We start from the raw sequence: 16921 nt of genomic DNA, 5'->3' as shown, positions 1-16921 counted from the left end.
TAAAATCGGTCCAACCGCTAGCGTGCCCATCGATCGGACGAAACCGACGGAAGGGCACTGATGACCCTGGACCTCCCGGGCCTGCGGACGAAGTACCGCGCCGAACGCGACCGCCGCATCCGGCCCGAGGGCAGTGGCCAGTACCGCCGGGCCACCGGCGAGTTCGGCTACTACGCGAAGGACCCGTACACCGAGTTCACCCCGCGCGAACCGGTCACCGACCGGGTCGAGGCGACCGTGATCGGCGCCGGGTTCGGCGGCCTGCTGACCGGGGCGCGGCTGCGCCAGGCCGGGATCGAGGACCTGCGGCTGATCGACGAGGCCGGTGACGTCGGCGGTACGTGGTACTGGAACCGGTACCCCGGCATCCACTGCGACATCGAGTCCACGGTGTACCTCCCGCTGTTGGAGGAGCTCGGGTACGTCCCGACGTGGCGGTACTCCCCCGGCGAGGAGATCCGCCAGCACACCGTGGCGATCGCCAAGCACTTCGACCTCTACCGGGACACCATGTTCCAGACCCGGGTCACCGAGCTGCGCTGGGACGACGAGGCGAACGAGTGGACCGTGCGCACCGACCGGGGCGACGAGTTCCGCTCCCGGTACGTGGTGCTCTCCTCCGGCACCCTGACCCAGCCGAAGCTGCCCGGCATCCCCGGCATCGAGGACTTCCGCGGGCACACCTTCCACACCAGCCGCTGGGACACCGGCTACGACCTGGCCGGCAAGCGGATCGGCGTGATCGGCACCGGGGCGACCGGCATCCAGGTCATCCCGCAGATCGCCGCCGAGGCCGGTGAGCTCGTGGTCTTCCAGCGCACCCCGTCCTCGGTCGACGTACGCGACAACCGGCCCATCGACCCGGAGTGGGCCGCCTCGCTGGAGCCCGGCTGGCAGCGGGAGCGGATGGAGAACTTCCTCGCCGTGGTGACCGGCGGCGACTACGCGGAGAACCTGGTCGCCGACGGCTGGACCAGCACCGCGGGCCTGCAGCGCACCTTCCTGACCGGCAGCGACACCGGGCTGACCGACGAGGAGCTGGAGCTCGCCGACGCGGAGAAGATGAACGGCATCCGCGACCGGGTGGACGCCGTCGTGGCCGACCCGGCCATCGCCGAGCTGCTCAAACCCTGGTACCGCTACATGTGCAAGCGGCCCGCGTTCAGCGATCTCTACCTGCAGACCTTCAACCGGCCGAACGTCACGCTGGTCGACACCGCGGACACCGGCGGCATCAGCCGGATGACCGAGACGGCCGTCGTGGTCGGCGACACCGCGTACGAGCTGGACTGCGTCATCTTCGCGACCGGCTTCGAGGTCGGCGTCTCGGGCGTCTTCTCCGGGACGCTGCCGGTCCTCGGCCGCGGCGGGCTGCCGCTGCTGCACTCCTGGGCGCAGGGTCCGCGGACGCTGCACGGCTTCTACAGCCACGGGTACCCGAACCTGTTCCACCTCGGGAGCCTGCAGAACGCCGCCTCGGTCAACTTCGTGCACGTCCTGCAGGAGCAGGCCGACCACATCGGCGCGGTGGTCGCCGAGGCGCGGCGCCGGGGCAGCACCGTCATCGAGCCGACCGCCGAGGCCGAGCAGGCGTGGGTCGACACGATCCGCGCGACGGCGCCGGACACCCGCGAGTTCCAGGCCGCGTGCACACCGGGTTACTACAACAACGAGGGCAAGCCGCGGCCGGTGAGCAACGCGTACGGGCCCGGTCCGGTCGCCTTCCACGCTCTGCTGCGCGAATGGCGCGCCAACGGCGGGATGGATCAGGTGCTATGACCCTGCGTGGTTCCAACGGCGTCGCGTTCGGTCCGGACGGGCGGCTCTACGTCGCCGAGTTCCTGGCCGGGCGGATCAGCGCCGTGGACCTCGCGACCGGCGACGTCGAGCCGATCGTGCCGCCCGGCGGTCCGATCCAGGCGCCCGACGACCTGGCGTTCGACTCGTCCGGGGCGATGGTCGTCACCGACCTGGTGCCCGGCCGGGTCTGGCGGCGTGCCCCCGACGGGACGTTCACGCTGGTCGCCGACGGGATCCGGGCACCGAACGGGATCGCCTGCGCGGACGGGCGACTCTTCGTCAACGAGATGGTCCCCGGCGGGCGGCTCCTGGAGCTGACCGCCGGGCGACCGGTGGTGCTGGCCACCGGTCTCGCCATGGGGAACGCCATGCAGGTGGGCCCGGACGGCTGCCTCTACTACCCGCACATGCTCACCGGCGAGATCTACCGGCTGCCCCTCGCAGGCTCTTCCGCTCCCGAGCTCGTGACCCAGGTTGATCAGCCGGTGGCGGTGCGTTTCGACCGGGCTGGGCTGCTGCACGTGCTCTCCCGGGACGCCGCCGGCACGGTCACGGTGATCGGCGACGACGGTCGGACCGTGCTCACCACCGGGGTGATCGGCATCGACAACGGCGCCGTCGACGACGAGAACCGGATCTTCGTCTCCAGCTATGCGCGCGGCGGGATCACCGAGTTGCTGCCCGGCGGCCGGACCCGCGAGATCGTGCCGCCGGGGCTCTGCGGCCCGTTCGGCGTGACCATCGACCTGGCCGGAAAGGTTCACGCCGCCGACCACTACCGGATGATCACGGCGGACGGCGGCACCACGGAGCTGCACACCTTCGCCCACGGGATCGCGGCCGACGGCGACGAGTTGCACCTGACGTCCCAGTTCGGTCAGATCAAGACCTACCATCGCGGGTCACGGCAGGTGCGCACGCGGGCCTCCGGTCTCGATCAGCCAGGATCGGTTTGCGTACGCCGTGCGCACGAGCTGATCGTCGCCGAATCCGGCGCCGGCCGGGTGATCGCCGTCGACGCCGCCGACCGGGTCACGGTGCTCGCCGAGGGGCTGGGCCTCCCGACCGGACTCGCGGTCGACGCCGCCGGCCGGGTCCACGTCAGCGACGAGGAGCGCGGTGCGGTCTACCGCCTCGACGACGACGGACCGTTCCTGATCACCGACGGGCTGGACACCCCGCAGGGCCTCGCCATCGACGGCGACGACCTGCTGATCGTGGAGACCGGCCGGCGGCGGCTGCTCGCCGTCGGGCTGCCCGCCCCTCGTACCGGCGGGGACGTCCGGGCGCCGGCCTCCGGGCCGGCCCGCCCGGGCCTCCGGGTGCTCGCGGATGATCTCCCGGTCGGGCTGCCCCCGCGTGAGCAGCCGGCGCTCTTCGCCGAGGGGCTGCCCGGCCTGCCCGGGGTGCCCCGGCCCTTCGCCGGGCTCGCCGTCGCCGACGACGGCACGATCCACCTCGCCGCCGACGGTGAGGGCCGCGTCCTGCAGATCCGTACGGGGGACCCCGATACATGAGCACCACCGGTAAGCCGTCGCGGCAGGTCCTGGAAGCACTCAGTGGCCTGCTGCTCGCCCTCTTCGTCTCCACGCTGGCCAGCACCGTGGTCTCCACGGCGCTGCCCCGGATGCTCGCCGACCTGCACGGCTCGCCGACCCAGTACACCTGGGTGGTCACCGCGACCCTGCTCGCCGCGACGGCCGCCACCCCGCTCTGGGGCAAGCTCGCCGACCTGTACAGCAAGAAGGCACTGATCCAGATCGCGACCGTGGTCTTCATCGCCGGGTCGGTCGCCTCCGGGCTGGCCCAGAGCGCCGGTCAGCTGATCGCCGCGCGGGCGGTGCAGGGCGTCGGGGTCGGCGGGCTGCAGCCGCTGGTCCAGATCGCGATCGGCGCGATGATCCCGCCCCGGGAGCGCGGCCGGTACGCCGGGTACCTGTCGAGCGTCACGGCGATCTCGACGATCGGCGGGCCGCTGCTGGGCGGGTTCATCGTGGACACCTCGTGGCTGGGGTGGCGGTGGTGCTTCTTCATCGGCGTACCCGTAAGCGTCCTGAACTTGATCCTGTTGCAGTTGACCTTGAAGTTGCCGACCGTGCGGCGGGACGACGTGACGATCGACTACTGGGGCGCGACCCTGATCACCGCCGCCGTCAGCCTGCTGCTGATCTGGGTGTCGTTCGTCGGCGACAGCTTCGCGTGGGGCTCGTGGCAGACCGCGGCGATGGTCGGCGGCACGCTGGTCCTGCTGGTGCTCGCCGCATGGGTGGAGACGCGCGCCGCCGAGCCGGTCGTGCCGCCGCGGATCCTGCGGCAGCGCACCACCGCGCTCGCCATCCTCGGCAGCCTCGCCGCCGGGACCGCGATGTACGGCGCCGCCGTCTTCCTGACACAGTACTTCCAGGTCAGTCGCGGTCACACACCGACCGAGGCCGGACTGCTGACCATTCCGATGATGGCCGGAATCCTGATCTCCTCGATCGTCGCCGGGCGCCTGATCAGCCGTCATGGCCGGCTCAAGCCGTTCCTGGTCTCCGGCGCGATCAGCCTGACCGCCGGGTTCGCGGTCCTGGGACTGATCGATTCCGGTACGCCGATCGCACTGATCGCGGTGGCGATGGTGCTGATCGGCACCGGGGTCGGCATGACGCTGCAGAACTTCGTGCTGGTCGTGCAGAACGCGGTGGCGCTCGCGGACATCGGCGCGGCGAGCGCGACGGTGGCGTTCTTCCGGTCGCTGGGCGGCACCATCGGCGTCGCCGTCCTGGGCGCGGTGCTGGCCCGGCAGGTCGCCGCCGCGCGGGCTTCGGGGGTGCCGGTTCCGGTCGCGTACGGTGACGCCACCGGCCACATCTTCGCGCTCTCGGCGGCCGTGGCGCTGCTCGGCGTGGTCGCGGCGGTACTGCTCCAGCCGGTCTCGCTGCGCACCAGCCTGGACAAGCCGGCCCCGGAACCCGCGGATCGCTGAGCCGGCGGCGGCGCCGGTCCTCCATGGTGTCAGGCGCCGAAGTCGGGGATCAGGCGAACCGGCAGGTGGGTGAGGCCGTGCAGGAAGTTCGACGGCTGGCGGACCGGTTCGCCGTCCAACTCCACGGCCGCCACCAGGCGGGTCGTCACCGAGAGGAAGCTGCGGAGCTCGAGCCGCCCGAGGGTGGCGCCGATGCAGACGTGCGGGCCGCCGCCGAAGGCCAGGTGCGGGTTGTGCTCCCGGTCGATCCGGAAGGTGTCCGGCTCCGGGAAGACCGTCTCGTCCCGGTTCGCGGAGGGCAGCCACACCGCCACCCGATCACCGGCGCGGATCTCGGCCGCGCCCAGGGTCACGTCCTCGGTCGCGGTCCGCATCGCCTGCATCGCCGGTGACGTCCAGCGCAGGATCTCCTCCACCGCCGGGGCGATGAGCCCGGGGTCCTTGCGGAGCCGCTGCCACTCCCCGGGATGCTCGGCGAAGGCCAGCAGCGCCCCGGACACCGCGTGTGGCGTGGTCTCCAGGCCACCGTTGAGCAGGCCGTCGCAGTTCAGGATGACGACGTCGTCGCTCAGCCTGCCGATCTTCGTCTCGGCCCGGGTCAGCGAGCTCACCACGTCGTTGCCGGGCCGTTCGCGCCGCCGGTCGACCAGGTCGGCGAAGTACCCGAAGATCCCGGCGTGCGCGCCGGCCCGCTCCCGGGCGGCGGCCACGCTCTCGTCCGCGTCGTCGAAGGCCGCCGCGGTCAGCCGGGCCAGCTCGTCCTGGTCGCTCTCCGGTACGTCCATCATCCCGAACAGCGCCCACATCGGGATCTGCCCGGCGATCGCCGGCACCGCGTCGACCGGGCCCGGCTCGGCGAGGATCTCCCGCAGCCGCGCCTCGAGACGCCGGTCCAGCAGGGGGCCGAGAGCGGCCACCGCCCGGCCGCTGAACCAGGAGGCGTGCGCCGAGCGCAGCGCGCGATGCGTCTCCCCGTCGGAGACCACCATCATCCGGCCGGACGCGGCGCGTACCGCCGCCGGGCTGCCGCCCAGCCGCATGCCCTGCGCCGAGCTGAAGATCCGGGCCTGTTTGAGGACCCGGCTCGCCAGGTCGTGCGTGGTCACCGACCAGAACCCGCCGGCCCGGGCCGAGTCGACCCAGGCGACCGGGTGGGTGGCACGGGCCCGCCGCCAGAGGTCGTGGTGCCGTGATCCGGCGTAGAGATCGGGTGCCGCGAGGTCGATGTCCTCGCCGACCGTCCAGCGGGGTGTGCGTACGTCCATGGCTCGTTCCTCTCAGTGACTCGGCAGGGCCGCGGCGGACGGGCCGGAGACGGTGCCGAGCTGCCGCCGGGCCTCCTCCTCCGGGGTGACCGGGACGTGCCGCATGGCGATCCGCAGCAGCGGGGGTGCCATCAGCGAGGTGACCACCGCGACCAGGACGACGATCGTGAAGGTGGCGGTGTTGAGGATGCCCAGGCGCAGGCCGACCATCGCGACGATCACCTCGATGACGCCGCGCGCGTTCATCCCGGCGCCCAGGGCCAGGGCCTCCCAGCGGCCGAGCCGGCTGAGACGGGCGCCCAGGTAGGCGCCGGCGAACTTGCCCACCACCGCGGTGACCAGCACCAGCAGCGCGGCGCCGAGGACCGCCGGGCGGGCCAGCGCGCGCAGGTCGATCCGCAGGCCGGCGGTGGCGAAGTAGACCGGGGCCAGCACGCCGAGCACCACGGTGCGCAGCGGGGCGATCCGGCCACGGACCCGGTCACCGGTGTTGCCGATCAGCATGCCGCAGAGGAACGCGCCGAACACCGCCTCCAGCCCCAGCGCCTGGGTGCCCGCGCCGGCCAGCACGATGAGCGCGGCGGAGACCCCGATCGTCCGCTGCGGATCGTCGCCGGCGAAGCGCATCGCGGCACGGACCAGGGGGCGGCCGACCACCACCGCCAGCAGGACCACCAGCAGCAGACACCCGACGGCCAGCCCGATCTGCCACCCGGTCAGGCCGCCGACCGCCATCGCCGACACCACCGAGAGCAGGAACCAGCCGACGGCGTCGTCCAGGGTTCCGGCGGCGAGGGTGAGCTGCGCGATGTCCCGGTGCATCAGCCGCATGTCGAGCAGGGTCTTGGCGATCACCGGGATGGCGCTGACGCACATCGCCACGCCGAGGAAGAGCACGAAGACCGTGACGTCCCCACGTACGTCGAGCAGGCGGGCCAGCGGGAAGCCGAGCCCGACGCCGAGCCCGAGCGGGATCAGCAGGCCGGACAGGCTCACCGTGGCCGCGGTGCCGCTGCGGCGGCGGATCATCCGCAGGTCCATCTCGATGCCGGTGAGGCCGACCAGCAGCAGCACACCCATCTGGCCGACCGCGTCGAGCAGGTGCACCTGGTCCGGCCGGGCCGGCAGCAGCCCGGCGGAGATCCCGGGCGCCAGCCAGCCCAGCAGCGACGGCCCGAGCAGGACGCCGGCCGCGAGCTCACCGACGATGGCCGGCATGCCGTATCGCCCGGCCAGCCGTCCCAGCAGGATCGCCGATGTCAGAAGCACCCCGATCTGCAATAGGAGCAGTACCAGAGAATGGCCCGGAATAGGGGGTACGGGGGCGTCCAGCACGATCTTTTCCTCCGAGGGAATAATGGTCACCGGAGTCGGCCGGCACCGATCGCGCCGCGCTCCAGCAGGTCCGTCACCGTGGCGAGGCCGGTGCCCGATTCCGCCACCTCGTCCAGCGCCGCGGCGACCCGGCCGGCGTCCGCGCAGAGGTCGCGCATCAGCCGGGCCACGGCCGGCGCGTTGGCGCGGACGATGTCGGTCCAGAGGGCCGGGTCGCCCGCGGCGATCCGGGTGACGTCGCGGGCGCCCCGCCCGGCCAGCCGGACCACCCCACCGGGCGCGTCCGCGAGCCGGGCCGCCATCAGGCTGGCGACCAGGTGCGGCAGATGGGAGACCAGGGCCACCGTCTCGTCGTGGACGGCGCTGGACATCACCACCGGGTCGGCGCCGCACAGCCGGGCCAGCTCGACCCCGCGGTCCAGCGCCTCCGCCGAGGTCACCGCGGACGGTGTGACCAGCCAGGACCGCCCGTCGAAGAGGTCCGCCCGGGCCGCGGCGGCACCCGACCGCTCCCGGCCGGCCATCGGGTGGCCGCCCACGAACGCGGCCGGGTCGGGCGCGTCCCGCAGCACCGCGCGCTCCGGTTCACCCTTCACGCTCGCCACGTCGGTGTAGCTGCGCGCCAGCCCGGCGGCCTGCGCGGCGGTCAGCACCGGGCCGATCTGCCCCGGGGGGACGGCGAGGACCGCGAGGTCCACCGGCCCCGGCGGTGCCTCGGCCCGGCCGGCTCCGCGCGCCGCGGCGGCCCGGGCCACGGCGCCGTCGCGGTCGGCCAGGAAGGTGGTGATCCCCTGTCGGCGTACGGCCAGCGCGACCGAGGTCCCGATCAGCCCGGTGCCGATGATGGCGATACTGCGAATCATCCGGTGTCACCGCCTCGAATAACCGCGGGCAGTTCCTGAAATGCGTGCCCAGTTTAGGGAGTACGGCCCCTTCGGAAAACTGACAGTTGGACGCCTGCCCATTCACCGCGAACAGCATGGCCAGATTTACCGGCGTCATCGTAGGGTCCGAGTCGATTCCAGAAACATCGAGGAACGGGGGACGTCCATGCGGGATTCGACCGTCGCCACGATCACACCCACCGGCAGCGAGCGGGTCGCCGCGGCGCACTGCCTGGCCGACTTCGAGCCGATGGCCCGGGCCGTGCTGGACCCCGCCGTCCGGGACTTCGTGGCCGGTGGCAGCGGTGCCGAGATCACCCTGGCGGCCAACCGGGCCGCGCTGGACGGCGTCTTCCTGCGCCCCCGGGTGCTGCGCGACGTCGCCGGGTGCACGACCGGCACCCGGCTGCTGGGGCGCCCGGCGAGCGTTCCGGTCGCCATCGCGCCGGTGGCGTACCAGCGGCTGCTGCACCCGGAGGGGGAACTGGCCACGGCGCGGGCCGCGGCGGCGGCCGGGGTGCCGTTCATCGCGAGCACGCTGAGCAGCGTGGCGATCGAGGAGCTGACCACGGCCGGCGGTGACGTCTGGTTCCAGGTGTACTGGCTGCGGGACACCGGGCGGACCCTCGACCTGGTCGCCCGGGCCGAGGCCGCGGGGTGCCGGGCCGTGGTGCTCACCGTCGACGTCCCGTGGATGGCCCGGCGGCTCCGCGACCTCCGCAACGGCTTCACGCTGCCGGCCGGGGTCCGCGCCGCCAACCTGGAGACCGGGGCGACCGCGCACACCCGCGAGGCCACGACGTCGGCGGTGGCACGGCACACGGCCGAGGCCTTCTCCCCCGCGCTGAGCTGGGACACGGTCGGCCTGCTGCGCCGGAGCACCCGGCTGCCGGTGGTGCTCAAGGGGATCCTCGCGCCCGAGGACGCGCGGCGGGCCGTCGATTCCGGGGTGGACGCGATCGTCGTCTCCAATCACGGCGGCCGGCAGCTGGACGGGGCGCTGCCCGCCGTCGATGCCCTGGCCGAGGTGGTCGCGGCGGTGGACGGCGGGTACCCGGTGCTGGTGGACGGGGCGATCGGCAGCGGCACCGACGTGGTGCGCGCGCTGGCGCTGGGCGCGGCCGGTGTGCTGGTCGGCCGCCCGGTCTGCTGGGCGCTGGCCGCCGGCGGTGAGCCCGGGGTCGCCCGGGCCCTCGACCTGCTCACCGGCGAGATCCGCGACGCGCTGGGCCTGGCCGGGTGCGCGACCGTGGCCGAGGCCGCGGCGCTCGGCACCGTCCGTGGGCCGGCCCGCTGACCGGAAGGGATCACCCGCCTCTCGTGCGGCGGGTGATCCCTTCCGGTCATGAGACCTCAGTCGAGGTCGAGGGACTCGCGCTCGGCGGCCTGCTGGCGCTCGACCGCCTCGTACAGCGCCTTGATGTTGTTGCTGCCGAAGGTACGTGCGCCGTGCCGCTCGATCAGCTCGTAGAAGAGGGTGCGGCGCTCGTGCCGGGACTCGGTGAAGATCTGCAGCATCACGCCGCCGTAGTCCCGGTCGGCCAGGACGTTCAGCTCCTGCAGGGTCGCCACCGGCATCCCCACGTCGCCGAGCCGGTCCGGCAGCGCGGCGTAGTACTCGTCCGGCGTGACGAGGAAGCGCAGCCCCCGGTCGGTGCAGTCGCGCACGCCGGCGGCGATGTCCTCGGTCAGGAAGGCCACGTGCTGCACCCCGGCCCCGGCGTTGTCCCGGATGAAGGTGTCGATCTGGCCGGGGGCACGGGACGTGTCCGGTTCGATGATGGTGAAGGTGACGCCCCGCGAGCCGCTCTGCACCACCTTGGACTTCATCGCCTGGCTGCCCACGATGATGCGTTCCTCGAAGGTCTGCTCGAAGTCGAAGACCTCCTGGTACCAGCGGATGGTCGGGTCGAGGGTTCCGGCGGGCAGGCAGACCGCCAGGTGGTCGACCGCGTGCAGCAGGCCGGGTGCGGCGCCCGGCCCGGTGGTCTCCTCGATGGCGCCGGGCGCGAAGGTGCCGCCCGTCCCGGTTCTCGAGGTGAACCGGTGGGCGACGTCCCCGAAGCCGCGGACCGTCGCGAACGTGGCACTCTCGCCGTCCCGGGTGTGGGTGACCGGGCCGGTGACCGGCTCGGCGCCCCGGCGGACCGCCTCGGCGTACGCGGCGGCCGCGTCGTCGACCGCGAAGCCGACCACCGCCACCCCGGCGCCGTGCTCCCGGACGAAGTCCGCGGCCGGGTGCCCGGCGTCGAGCGCCGAGGTGACCAGCAGGGTGACCGCGTTCTGGCGCAGGAGCACCGACCGGCGGCCGGCCAGTCCGCTGTCCGGACCGCCCTGACCGCAGACGGTGAAGCCGAACAGGTCGCTCAGTTCGGTGGCCGCCTTCTCGGCGTCCTCCACGTAGAACTCGAGATGATCGATGGTGTGGATGTCCATGACAAGCCTCCACTGCGGTGTTGGTCGTCCAACCGTTCGTGTTGTCTGCTTGGACTGCCGGGACGCAGGTCAGCCGACCTGGGCCACGTCCTGGTCGGCCCGGCTCGCGAAGTCGGCCCAGAGGTCGGCGAACTGCCGGGCGAGGTCGGCCACCATGCCGCTGCAGTGCGGCGGCAGGTTGTGCACGATCGACTCCCAGTCCTCGGTCCAGAGCGCGTGCAGGCTGAGCAGCCGCAGGAGGTTGCGGCCGGTCTCGCTGTAGCGCAGCGCGGGATCGGAGCGGAGCCGGTTGACCATGACGCCCCGGTCCAGCACCGGTCGCCGGGTGAGCCGGACCGGCGGCGGCAGGATGCCGACCGAGGTCCGCTCGCCGCGGCCGGTGGCCGGTTCGGCGGCGCCGGAGGTGTCCCGCCGGCGGGGGCCGGGCACCAGTTCCCGGCCGTTGCGCAGTCGATTGCGTACGTCCCGGGCGGTCTCCGGGGAGATCGCCGCTGCCCGGGCGACCTGCCGGAGGGAGAGCTCGGGGTTCTCCACCATGAGCCGGCCGGCCAGCAGCCGGCCCGCGCTGCCGTCGAGCGGACGGACCCGGCCGTCCTGCCCGATCCGGCTGCCGGTCGACGAGACCTCACCGATCACCCGGCGGCGCACCTCGGCCACGGTCACCGGTGAGGTGCCGGTGGCCGAGGCGACCCGGCGGTCCGACCACTGCGGGTGGGAGGCGATGATCCGCTCCGCGGCCCGCTTGCGGTCGGCGAGCGCGAGCGGCAGGCCGTGTGCCACGTTGAGGCGTACGGCGAGGACGAACGCCTCGGACTCGTCGCCGTCGAAGAAACGGACCGCGATCGTCGCCGCGCCACGTCGCACGGCGGCCTTCAGGCGGTGAGCCCCGTCGATCACCCGCATCGTCGCCCGGTGCACGACGATCGGCGGCAACGGGTTCTCGGCCGCGACGAGCACCTCGATGTGCTCGTCGTTCACGCCGGACAGCCGCGGAGAGTCTGCCAGGACGAGAGCTCCGACCTCCACCTGAACGGCCGGCTGCTGATTGATCTTCTCCTCGTCAGTTCTCACACCGGCTCCGAGATCCGGTCGCGGTGATCTCCGCGAATCCTGCCGGTGATGTTTTCCGGATACTTTTCTGTCACGTCTTCCGACTCCCCATCATCTGTTGAGAAGCGCCCCCGGTAGAACACGAATTTCGTACCGAAAGGAACCTAGCACCGCCTTTTTTGCCGACGAAACCCCAGTGAAACCGGGTACCCCTGACACCCCCTAGGCCACTCCGCAGAGATTTGCCGGTTTCGGCACCTCTTCCGCGCTTAAACACCTGTTTACCGGGGCACGATCCACTCGTTGCGATGAATGTCCGACTCACGGGCAAAAAAGCCCTGGTGCCGGATGTTCTGGCGGCCAATTTCCCTCACGATCCCCCACCGGGCCCACCGTTCAGCCGACCCCTAGGCTCCGCCCAGTGGCCAGATAAGACATGCCTGAACGGCCCACCCCCGACATTCCACCCAATCGGAGCATCCCGGACCACGGACAGGGGTGGTCCACGGATGTGACAATTACCGACACATTATTAATTGCCCGGTCAATGACATCGTGAGAACCTTTGTAAACGCTCGCTCCGCCGCCATTACCGGCATCGAATCCCGCCGTTCCCGGCGATGCGCGGGCGTTTCACCGAACATTCATCGGAGAGGAGTGCGAAATGGTGGTGGTGATGGCTCCGGGTGCCACGCCGGCCGAGGTGCAGGCCGTGGTGGACCTGGTCCGGGCCGCGGGCGGCGACGCCTTCGTCAGCCGGGGCGTCTCCCGTACGATCGTCGGGCTGGTCGGCGACGTGGCGGACTTCGACGCCCTCAATCTGGGCAGCCGGTCCGGCGTGCTGCGGGTCATGCGCGTCTCGGTGCCGTACAAGCTCGTCAGCCGGGAGCACCATCCGGCCCGCTCGGTGATCCGGGTCGGCGGGGTGCCGATCGGGCCGGGGACGCTCAGCGTGATCGCCGGACCGTGCGCGGTCGAGACGCCCGAGCAGACCCTGGAGGCGGCGCTGATGGCCCGGGCAGCCGGTGCGTCGATGCTGCGCGGTGGCGCCTTCAAGCCGCGCACGTCGCCCTACTCCTACCAGGGGCTGGGCGAGGCGGGCCTGCGGATCCTGGCCGACGTGCGGGCCGAGACCGGGTTGCCGGTGGTGACCGAGGTGATCGACCCGGGCAGCGTCGAGATGGTCGCCTCGTACGCCGACATGCTGCAGATCGGCGCCCGCAACATGCAGAACTTCGCGCTGCTCCAGGCGGTCGGCGCGATCGACCGGCCGGTGCTGCTCAAGCGGGGCTTCAGCGCCACCGTCGAGGAGTGGCTCAGCGCCGCCGAGTACATCGCGCAGCGCGGCAACCTGGACATCGTGCTCTGCGAGCGGGGCATCCGGACGTTCGAGACGGCCACCCGCAACACCCTCGACATCAGCGCGGTGCCGGTCGCCCAGCAGCTGTCGCACCTGCCGGTGATCGTCGACCCGTCGCACTCCGGCGGCCGCCGCGACCTGGTGCTCCCGCTGACCCGGGCGGCCGTCGCGGCCGGCGCCGACGGGCTGATCATCGACGTGCACCCGCGGCCCCGGACCGCGCTCTGCGACGGCGACCAGGCGCTCACCGACGCCGACCTGCGGGAGCTGGCGGACGCGGTGACCGGCCTGGCGCCGCTGATGGGGCGGGTCCTGGCCGAGCCCGTCCAGCCGGCCGTGGCGGCCTGAGCGCGCACGGCAGCGGGGCCGGCGGTTCTCCGCCGGCCCCGGCCTCGCGCCTCCCCGGGCGCCGGTGTCACTGGGCGATGTCGCGCCGCAGCGCGGTGGCACCCCGCAGGTAGACGTGGCGGATCTCGGACCGGTCCCGCTCGGTGTCCACGTGCGCCATCAGGCGCACCACCCGCGGCATCGCGCCCGGCACCGCGATCTCCGCGGCGCAGAGCAGCGGGACCGCCTCGAACCCGATCTTGCGAGCGGCGACGGCGGGGAACTCGGCGACCAGGTCCGGCGTCGCGGTGAACACCACACTGATCACATCGTCGATCATCAGCTCGTTCTGGGTCATCACCTCGGTGACCAGCTCGGTGGTGGCGGCGAGGATCAGCTCCCGCTCGTCCGACTCCACCTGGATCGCGCCACGCACGGCACGCACCGTCATACGACTCCTCCTGTCCCTGCACGAGAAGGATCCGGGCCGTCGGGCGACGACCCGGATCCACCGAAAGGGTGTCACGCCCGCTCGGGTACCTCCCAGAACAACCCGTCCGACGACGCGATCAGGCCACCCTCGAAGACCGGCGCCTCCGCCCCGGCGTCCTCGCCGAGCTGGGCCCGGGTCTGCACCTGGGCGCCCTCCTGCATCGCCTGGCGTACCACCGACGACTTGAAGAGCGGCGCCATGTTCTGCTCCCGCTGGTCGGAGAGCACGCCGATCGCGTCGGCGAACTCCGAGGACCGCTCCTTCAACCGCAGGGCGGCGTCCTCGGCGTCGGCGAGCTCGAAGTCGCTCGACGTCAGGCCCGCCACCAGCTGGACGAACGACTCCAGCTCGGTGTGGCTGTTGCGGGTGACCTTCTTGGCCGACCAGAAGTACGAGTTCTCGTCGACGTGCATGTCGTAGAAGGACATCAGGAACTCGTAGAAGACGCCGTACTCCCGCCGGTACCGGGTCTCGAACTCGTCGAACGCGGCGCGCTCGTCGACCCGGCCGGCCAGCACGCTGTTGATCGACCGGGCGGCGAGCAGGCCGCTGTACGTGGCCAGGTGAACCCCGGAGGAGAAGACCGGGTCGACGAAGCAGGCCGCGTCGCCGATCAGCACCATGCCGGGCCGCCAGAACGTGGTGTTGTGGTACGAGTAGTCCTTGCGGACCCGCAGCTGGCCGTACTGGCCCTCGGTGACCCGGGTGGCATCCGCGAGGAACTCCGAGATCAGCGGGGACTCGGCGATCAGCGCGGCGAGCGCGGCCTCCGGATCGCCCTGCACCTTGGCCGCGTCCTCCCGCCGGACGACCGCGCCGACGCTGGTCAGCGTGTCGCTCAGCGGGATGTACCAGAACCAGCCGCTCGGGAAGGCGCAGGAGAGGATGTTGCCGGAGTTCGGCGGGGGCAGCCGCCTGCCGTTCTCGAAGTAGCCGAAGAGGGCGAGGCTGCGGAAGAACTCGGAGTACTCCCGGACCCCGCCGACCCGCTTGTAGAGCCCGCTGGTGTTGCCGGAGGCGTCCACCACCCACCGCGCGGAGGCTCGCCGCTCGGTGCCCTCGGCGTCCGTGTACCGCACTCCGGTCACCCGGTCGCCGTCCTCGATCACGTCGGCGACCGCGCAGTTCTGCCGCACGTCGACGCCGGTGCGGGCCGCGTTGTCGAGCAGGATCTTGTCGAACTCGCTGCGCTTGACCTGGTACGCGAACGAGGTCGGCCCGGCGATCTTCGGGGAGACCGAGAAGCTGAAGTTCCACGGGGTGGAGTTGGCGCCCCAGCGGAACGTGCCGCCGTTCTTCTTCGGGAAGCCCGCCGAGGCCAGCTCGTCGGTCACGCCCAGCATCCGGCAGATGCCGTGCACCGTGGAGGGCAGCAGGGACTCGCCGATCTGGTACCGGGGGAAGGTCTCCTTCTCCAGGAGCAGGACCCGGTGGCCCTGCTGCGCGACCAGCGTGCTGATGGTCGAGCCGCCGGGACCGCCGCCCACCACGACGACGTCGAACTCTTCCGGTTCTGGTGTGCTCATTGTCCGCCTCTCGGAGAAGCGCCGGTGTACGCCACCGGCGGGACCGTCTGCTGCTGCCGCCGGGTCTCCACCTCGATGAAGTCCGCCAGCCGGGTGACGCCCTCGTCGATCTCGGCCGGGGTGAGGTAGCTGGTGGAGAGCCGGATGCCGTGGTCGCCGCCGCCCCACGGATGGAAGTAGGACATCGGCGTCCAGATGACGCCGTGCTCCTGCGCGGACCGGGTGAGCGCGGCGTTGTCCGCCCGGAACGGGACCCGCATGGCGAGGAAGAAGCCGCCGGCCGGGCTGTTCCAGCTCACCCCGAGCTCCGCGCGCCGGGCGGTGGGCAGGCGCTGGTCGAGACGGCGCAGCACGGCCTGCATGGCGTCGCCGTAGTACGCCGCGGCCTTGAGGTTGAGCTCGGAGACCCGGCCGTCCGCGGCCAGCAGCATCCCGGCCACCACCGCCTGGCTCAGCGAGGAGGTGTTCACCGTGACCATGCTCTTGATCTTGGAAAGCTCGTCGGCGAGCAGCGTCTCCCGGTCCCCGCCCGGGTCGACCCGCTGGTCGGCCACGACGAACCCGACCCGGGCGCCGGGAAAGACCGTCTTCGAGTACGACCCCAGGTGCACCACCGAACGATGCCGGTCCAGCGACTTCAGCGTCGGCAACGGCGTACCCGGGCTGACCAGCCGGTACGGGCTGTCCTCCAGGATCAGCAGGCGGTACCGGGCGGCCAGCTCCAGCAGCTCGTCCCGGGCCGCCCGGCTCATCGTCGTACCGGACGGGTTGGAGTGGTCGGGCACCACGTAGAAGGCCCGGGGACGACGGCCGGCGGCCACCTCCCGGTCGATCGCCGCGGCCAGGTCGGCGCAGCGGAATCCGTCCGGCCCCTCCTCGACCGGGCTGACCGGGACGTCCAGCAGCCGGGCCGCTCCGGTGATCCCCACGTAGCAGGGGCTGGAGACCATCAGCACGTCCTCGGGGCCGCCGCACAGGGCGCGCAGGACCAGCAGCATGCCCTCCTGGGCGCCGACGGTCACCACGACCGACTCCGGCGGTACGTCGATCCCCTCGTCCGCCCGCAGCGAGTCGGCGATGATCTCGCGGATCTGCCCGGCGGTCGGGCCGTACTGGTACATCGCGGTGCGCACCTGCTCCGGCGCGGCACCCTCCTCCAGCAGGTGGTCGAGGTACCGCCGGAGGTGCCGGAAGATCTCCTCGGTGTCGAAGAACCCGTCGTACGGACGGCCCGGCGCGAACGAGATCGCGTCCGGATACCGCAGGGTCACCTCATTGAGGAAGTTCATCGTGTCCAGAACCGGGTCGGCGACACTTCCGTGCAGATCCCGGCGGCGCAGATCGATATTCTGTACGGCCATTCTCACCCCCGGCTGAAAGCCGATCCTGATGGTTTTCGCCGCATCAGGATCACACGGGGTTCCATCGGCTACAACGGCGTCCAACCGACTGCACAGCGGCGCCCGGTGTCCAACCG

Annotated in this window: 13 protein-coding genes; 5 read left to right on the top strand and 8 right to left on the bottom strand. The window is 72.0% G+C overall.

All coding sequences use genetic code 11. The annotated features are described in order from the left end of the window. Positions 1-60: 60 nt before the first annotated feature. Genes AB0M08_RS29990 through AB0M08_RS29980 form a run of 3 tightly spaced genes read left to right on the top strand, consistent with a single transcriptional unit; the run spans position 61 to position 4768 of the window. Positions 61-1779, top strand: coding sequence for an NAD(P)/FAD-dependent oxidoreductase (locus AB0M08_RS29990; RefSeq protein WP_364500311.1), 1719 nt, complete (start codon positions 61-63; stop codon positions 1777-1779). After that, the gene (locus AB0M08_RS29985) at positions 1776-3317 is read left to right on the top strand and encodes a hypothetical protein (protein ID WP_364500309.1); all 1542 of its coding nucleotides are present in this window, start codon (positions 1776-1778) and stop codon (positions 3315-3317) included. The genes AB0M08_RS29990 and AB0M08_RS29985 overlap by 4 nt, the downstream gene beginning before the upstream one ends. Further along, complete coding sequence (locus tag AB0M08_RS29980; RefSeq protein ID WP_364500306.1) at positions 3314-4768, top strand: MDR family MFS transporter; 1455 nt, start codon at positions 3314-3316, stop codon at positions 4766-4768. Before AB0M08_RS29985 ends, AB0M08_RS29980 begins: the two co-directional genes overlap by 4 nt. A gap of 29 nt (positions 4769-4797) precedes the next feature. On the opposite strand, the gene AB0M08_RS29975 is transcribed toward AB0M08_RS29980, so the two are convergent. The 3 genes from AB0M08_RS29975 to AB0M08_RS29965 form a co-directional block, all read right to left on the bottom strand. Then, the gene (locus AB0M08_RS29975; protein WP_364500304.1) at positions 4798-6033 is read right to left on the bottom strand and encodes a cytochrome P450; all 1236 of its coding nucleotides are present in this window, start codon (positions 6031-6033) and stop codon (positions 4798-4800) included. Between the two features lie 12 nt (positions 6034-6045). Further along, entirely contained in the window at positions 6046-7302 is a 1257-nt protein-coding gene (locus AB0M08_RS29970) for a cation:proton antiporter (RefSeq protein WP_364500301.1), read from the bottom strand. 92 nt (positions 7303-7394) lie between these two features. Then, a complete protein-coding gene (locus tag AB0M08_RS29965; RefSeq protein WP_364500299.1) occupies positions 7395-8231 on the bottom strand; it encodes a prephenate dehydrogenase in 837 nt (278 codons plus the stop codon). 271 nt (positions 8232-8502) lie between these two features. Between AB0M08_RS29965 and AB0M08_RS29960 the strand changes: the two genes are divergently transcribed. Then, entirely contained in the window at positions 8503-9549 is a 1047-nt protein-coding gene (locus tag AB0M08_RS29960) for an alpha-hydroxy acid oxidase (RefSeq protein ID WP_364500475.1), read from the top strand. A gap of 56 nt (positions 9550-9605) precedes the next feature. Here AB0M08_RS29960 and hppD read toward each other — a convergent pair whose 3' ends face one another. Together hppD and AB0M08_RS29950 are read right to left on the bottom strand one after the other, a co-directional pair. Then, positions 9606-10688 carry a 4-hydroxyphenylpyruvate dioxygenase gene (hppD, locus tag AB0M08_RS29955; protein ID WP_364500296.1) on the bottom strand — a complete coding sequence of 361 codons (1083 nt, stop codon included), beginning with the start codon at positions 10686-10688 and terminating at the stop codon, positions 9606-9608. A gap of 69 nt (positions 10689-10757) precedes the next feature. Beyond that, positions 10758-11759 (bottom strand): ParB N-terminal domain-containing protein, encoded by a 1002-nt coding sequence (locus AB0M08_RS29950; RefSeq protein ID WP_364500294.1) that lies wholly within the window; start codon positions 11757-11759, stop codon positions 10758-10760. Positions 11760-12402: 643 nt separating this feature from the next. Here AB0M08_RS29950 and aroF point away from each other — a divergent pair. Beyond that, entirely contained in the window at positions 12403-13446 is a 1044-nt protein-coding gene (aroF, locus tag AB0M08_RS29945; RefSeq protein WP_364500292.1) for a 3-deoxy-7-phosphoheptulonate synthase, read from the top strand. A 67-nt stretch (positions 13447-13513) separates the two neighbouring features. Here aroF and aroH read toward each other — a convergent pair whose 3' ends face one another. From aroH to AB0M08_RS29930, 3 genes are all read right to left on the bottom strand, one after another. Further along, the gene (gene aroH, locus AB0M08_RS29940) at positions 13514-13876 is read right to left on the bottom strand and encodes a chorismate mutase (protein ID WP_364500289.1); all 363 of its coding nucleotides are present in this window, start codon (positions 13874-13876) and stop codon (positions 13514-13516) included. 71 nt (positions 13877-13947) lie between these two features. Further along, complete coding sequence (locus AB0M08_RS29935; protein WP_364500288.1) at positions 13948-15444, bottom strand: tryptophan 7-halogenase; 1497 nt, start codon at positions 15442-15444, stop codon at positions 13948-13950. After that, positions 15441-16805 carry a PLP-dependent aminotransferase family protein gene (locus tag AB0M08_RS29930; RefSeq protein ID WP_364500286.1) on the bottom strand — a complete coding sequence of 455 codons (1365 nt, stop codon included), beginning with the start codon at positions 16803-16805 and terminating at the stop codon, positions 15441-15443. The genes AB0M08_RS29935 and AB0M08_RS29930 overlap by 4 nt, the downstream gene beginning before the upstream one ends. Positions 16806-16921 lie beyond the last annotated feature (116 nt).

Origin of the sequence: Actinoplanes sp. NPDC051851 (assembly GCF_040681165.1) — a bacterium.
GTDB lineage: Bacteria > Actinomycetota > Actinomycetes > Mycobacteriales > Micromonosporaceae > Actinoplanes.
This window is presented reverse-complemented; position numbering and strand designations above follow the sequence as displayed.

Excerpts from the sequence above, each read along its gene's own strand:
- AB0M08_RS29990 (WP_364500311.1), top strand. The coding sequence starts at position 61 with ATGACCCTGGACCTCCCGGGCCTGCGGACGAAGTACCGCGCCGAACGC.
- AB0M08_RS29985 (WP_364500309.1), top strand. The coding sequence starts at position 1,776 with ATGACCCTGCGTGGTTCCAACGGCGTCGCGTTCGGTCCGGACGGGCGG.
- AB0M08_RS29980 (WP_364500306.1), top strand. The coding sequence starts at position 3,314 with ATGAGCACCACCGGTAAGCCGTCGCGGCAGGTCCTGGAAGCACTCAGT.
- AB0M08_RS29975 (WP_364500304.1), bottom strand. The coding sequence starts at position 6,033 with ATGGACGTACGCACACCCCGCTGGACGGTCGGCGAGGACATCGACCTC.
- AB0M08_RS29965 (WP_364500299.1), bottom strand. The coding sequence starts at position 8,231 with ATGATTCGCAGTATCGCCATCATCGGCACCGGGCTGATCGGGACCTCG.
- AB0M08_RS29960 (WP_364500475.1), top strand. The coding sequence starts at position 8,503 with ATGGCCCGGGCCGTGCTGGACCCCGCCGTCCGGGACTTCGTGGCCGGT.
- hppD (WP_364500296.1), bottom strand. The coding sequence starts at position 10,688 with ATGGACATCCACACCATCGATCATCTCGAGTTCTACGTGGAGGACGCC.
- aroF (WP_364500292.1), top strand. The coding sequence starts at position 12,403 with ATGGTGGTGGTGATGGCTCCGGGTGCCACGCCGGCCGAGGTGCAGGCC.
- aroH (WP_364500289.1), bottom strand. The coding sequence starts at position 13,876 with ATGACGGTGCGTGCCGTGCGTGGCGCGATCCAGGTGGAGTCGGACGAG.
- AB0M08_RS29935 (WP_364500288.1), bottom strand. The coding sequence starts at position 15,444 with ATGAGCACACCAGAACCGGAAGAGTTCGACGTCGTCGTGGTGGGCGGC.
- AB0M08_RS29930 (WP_364500286.1), bottom strand. The coding sequence starts at position 16,805 with ATGGCCGTACAGAATATCGATCTGCGCCGCCGGGATCTGCACGGAAGT.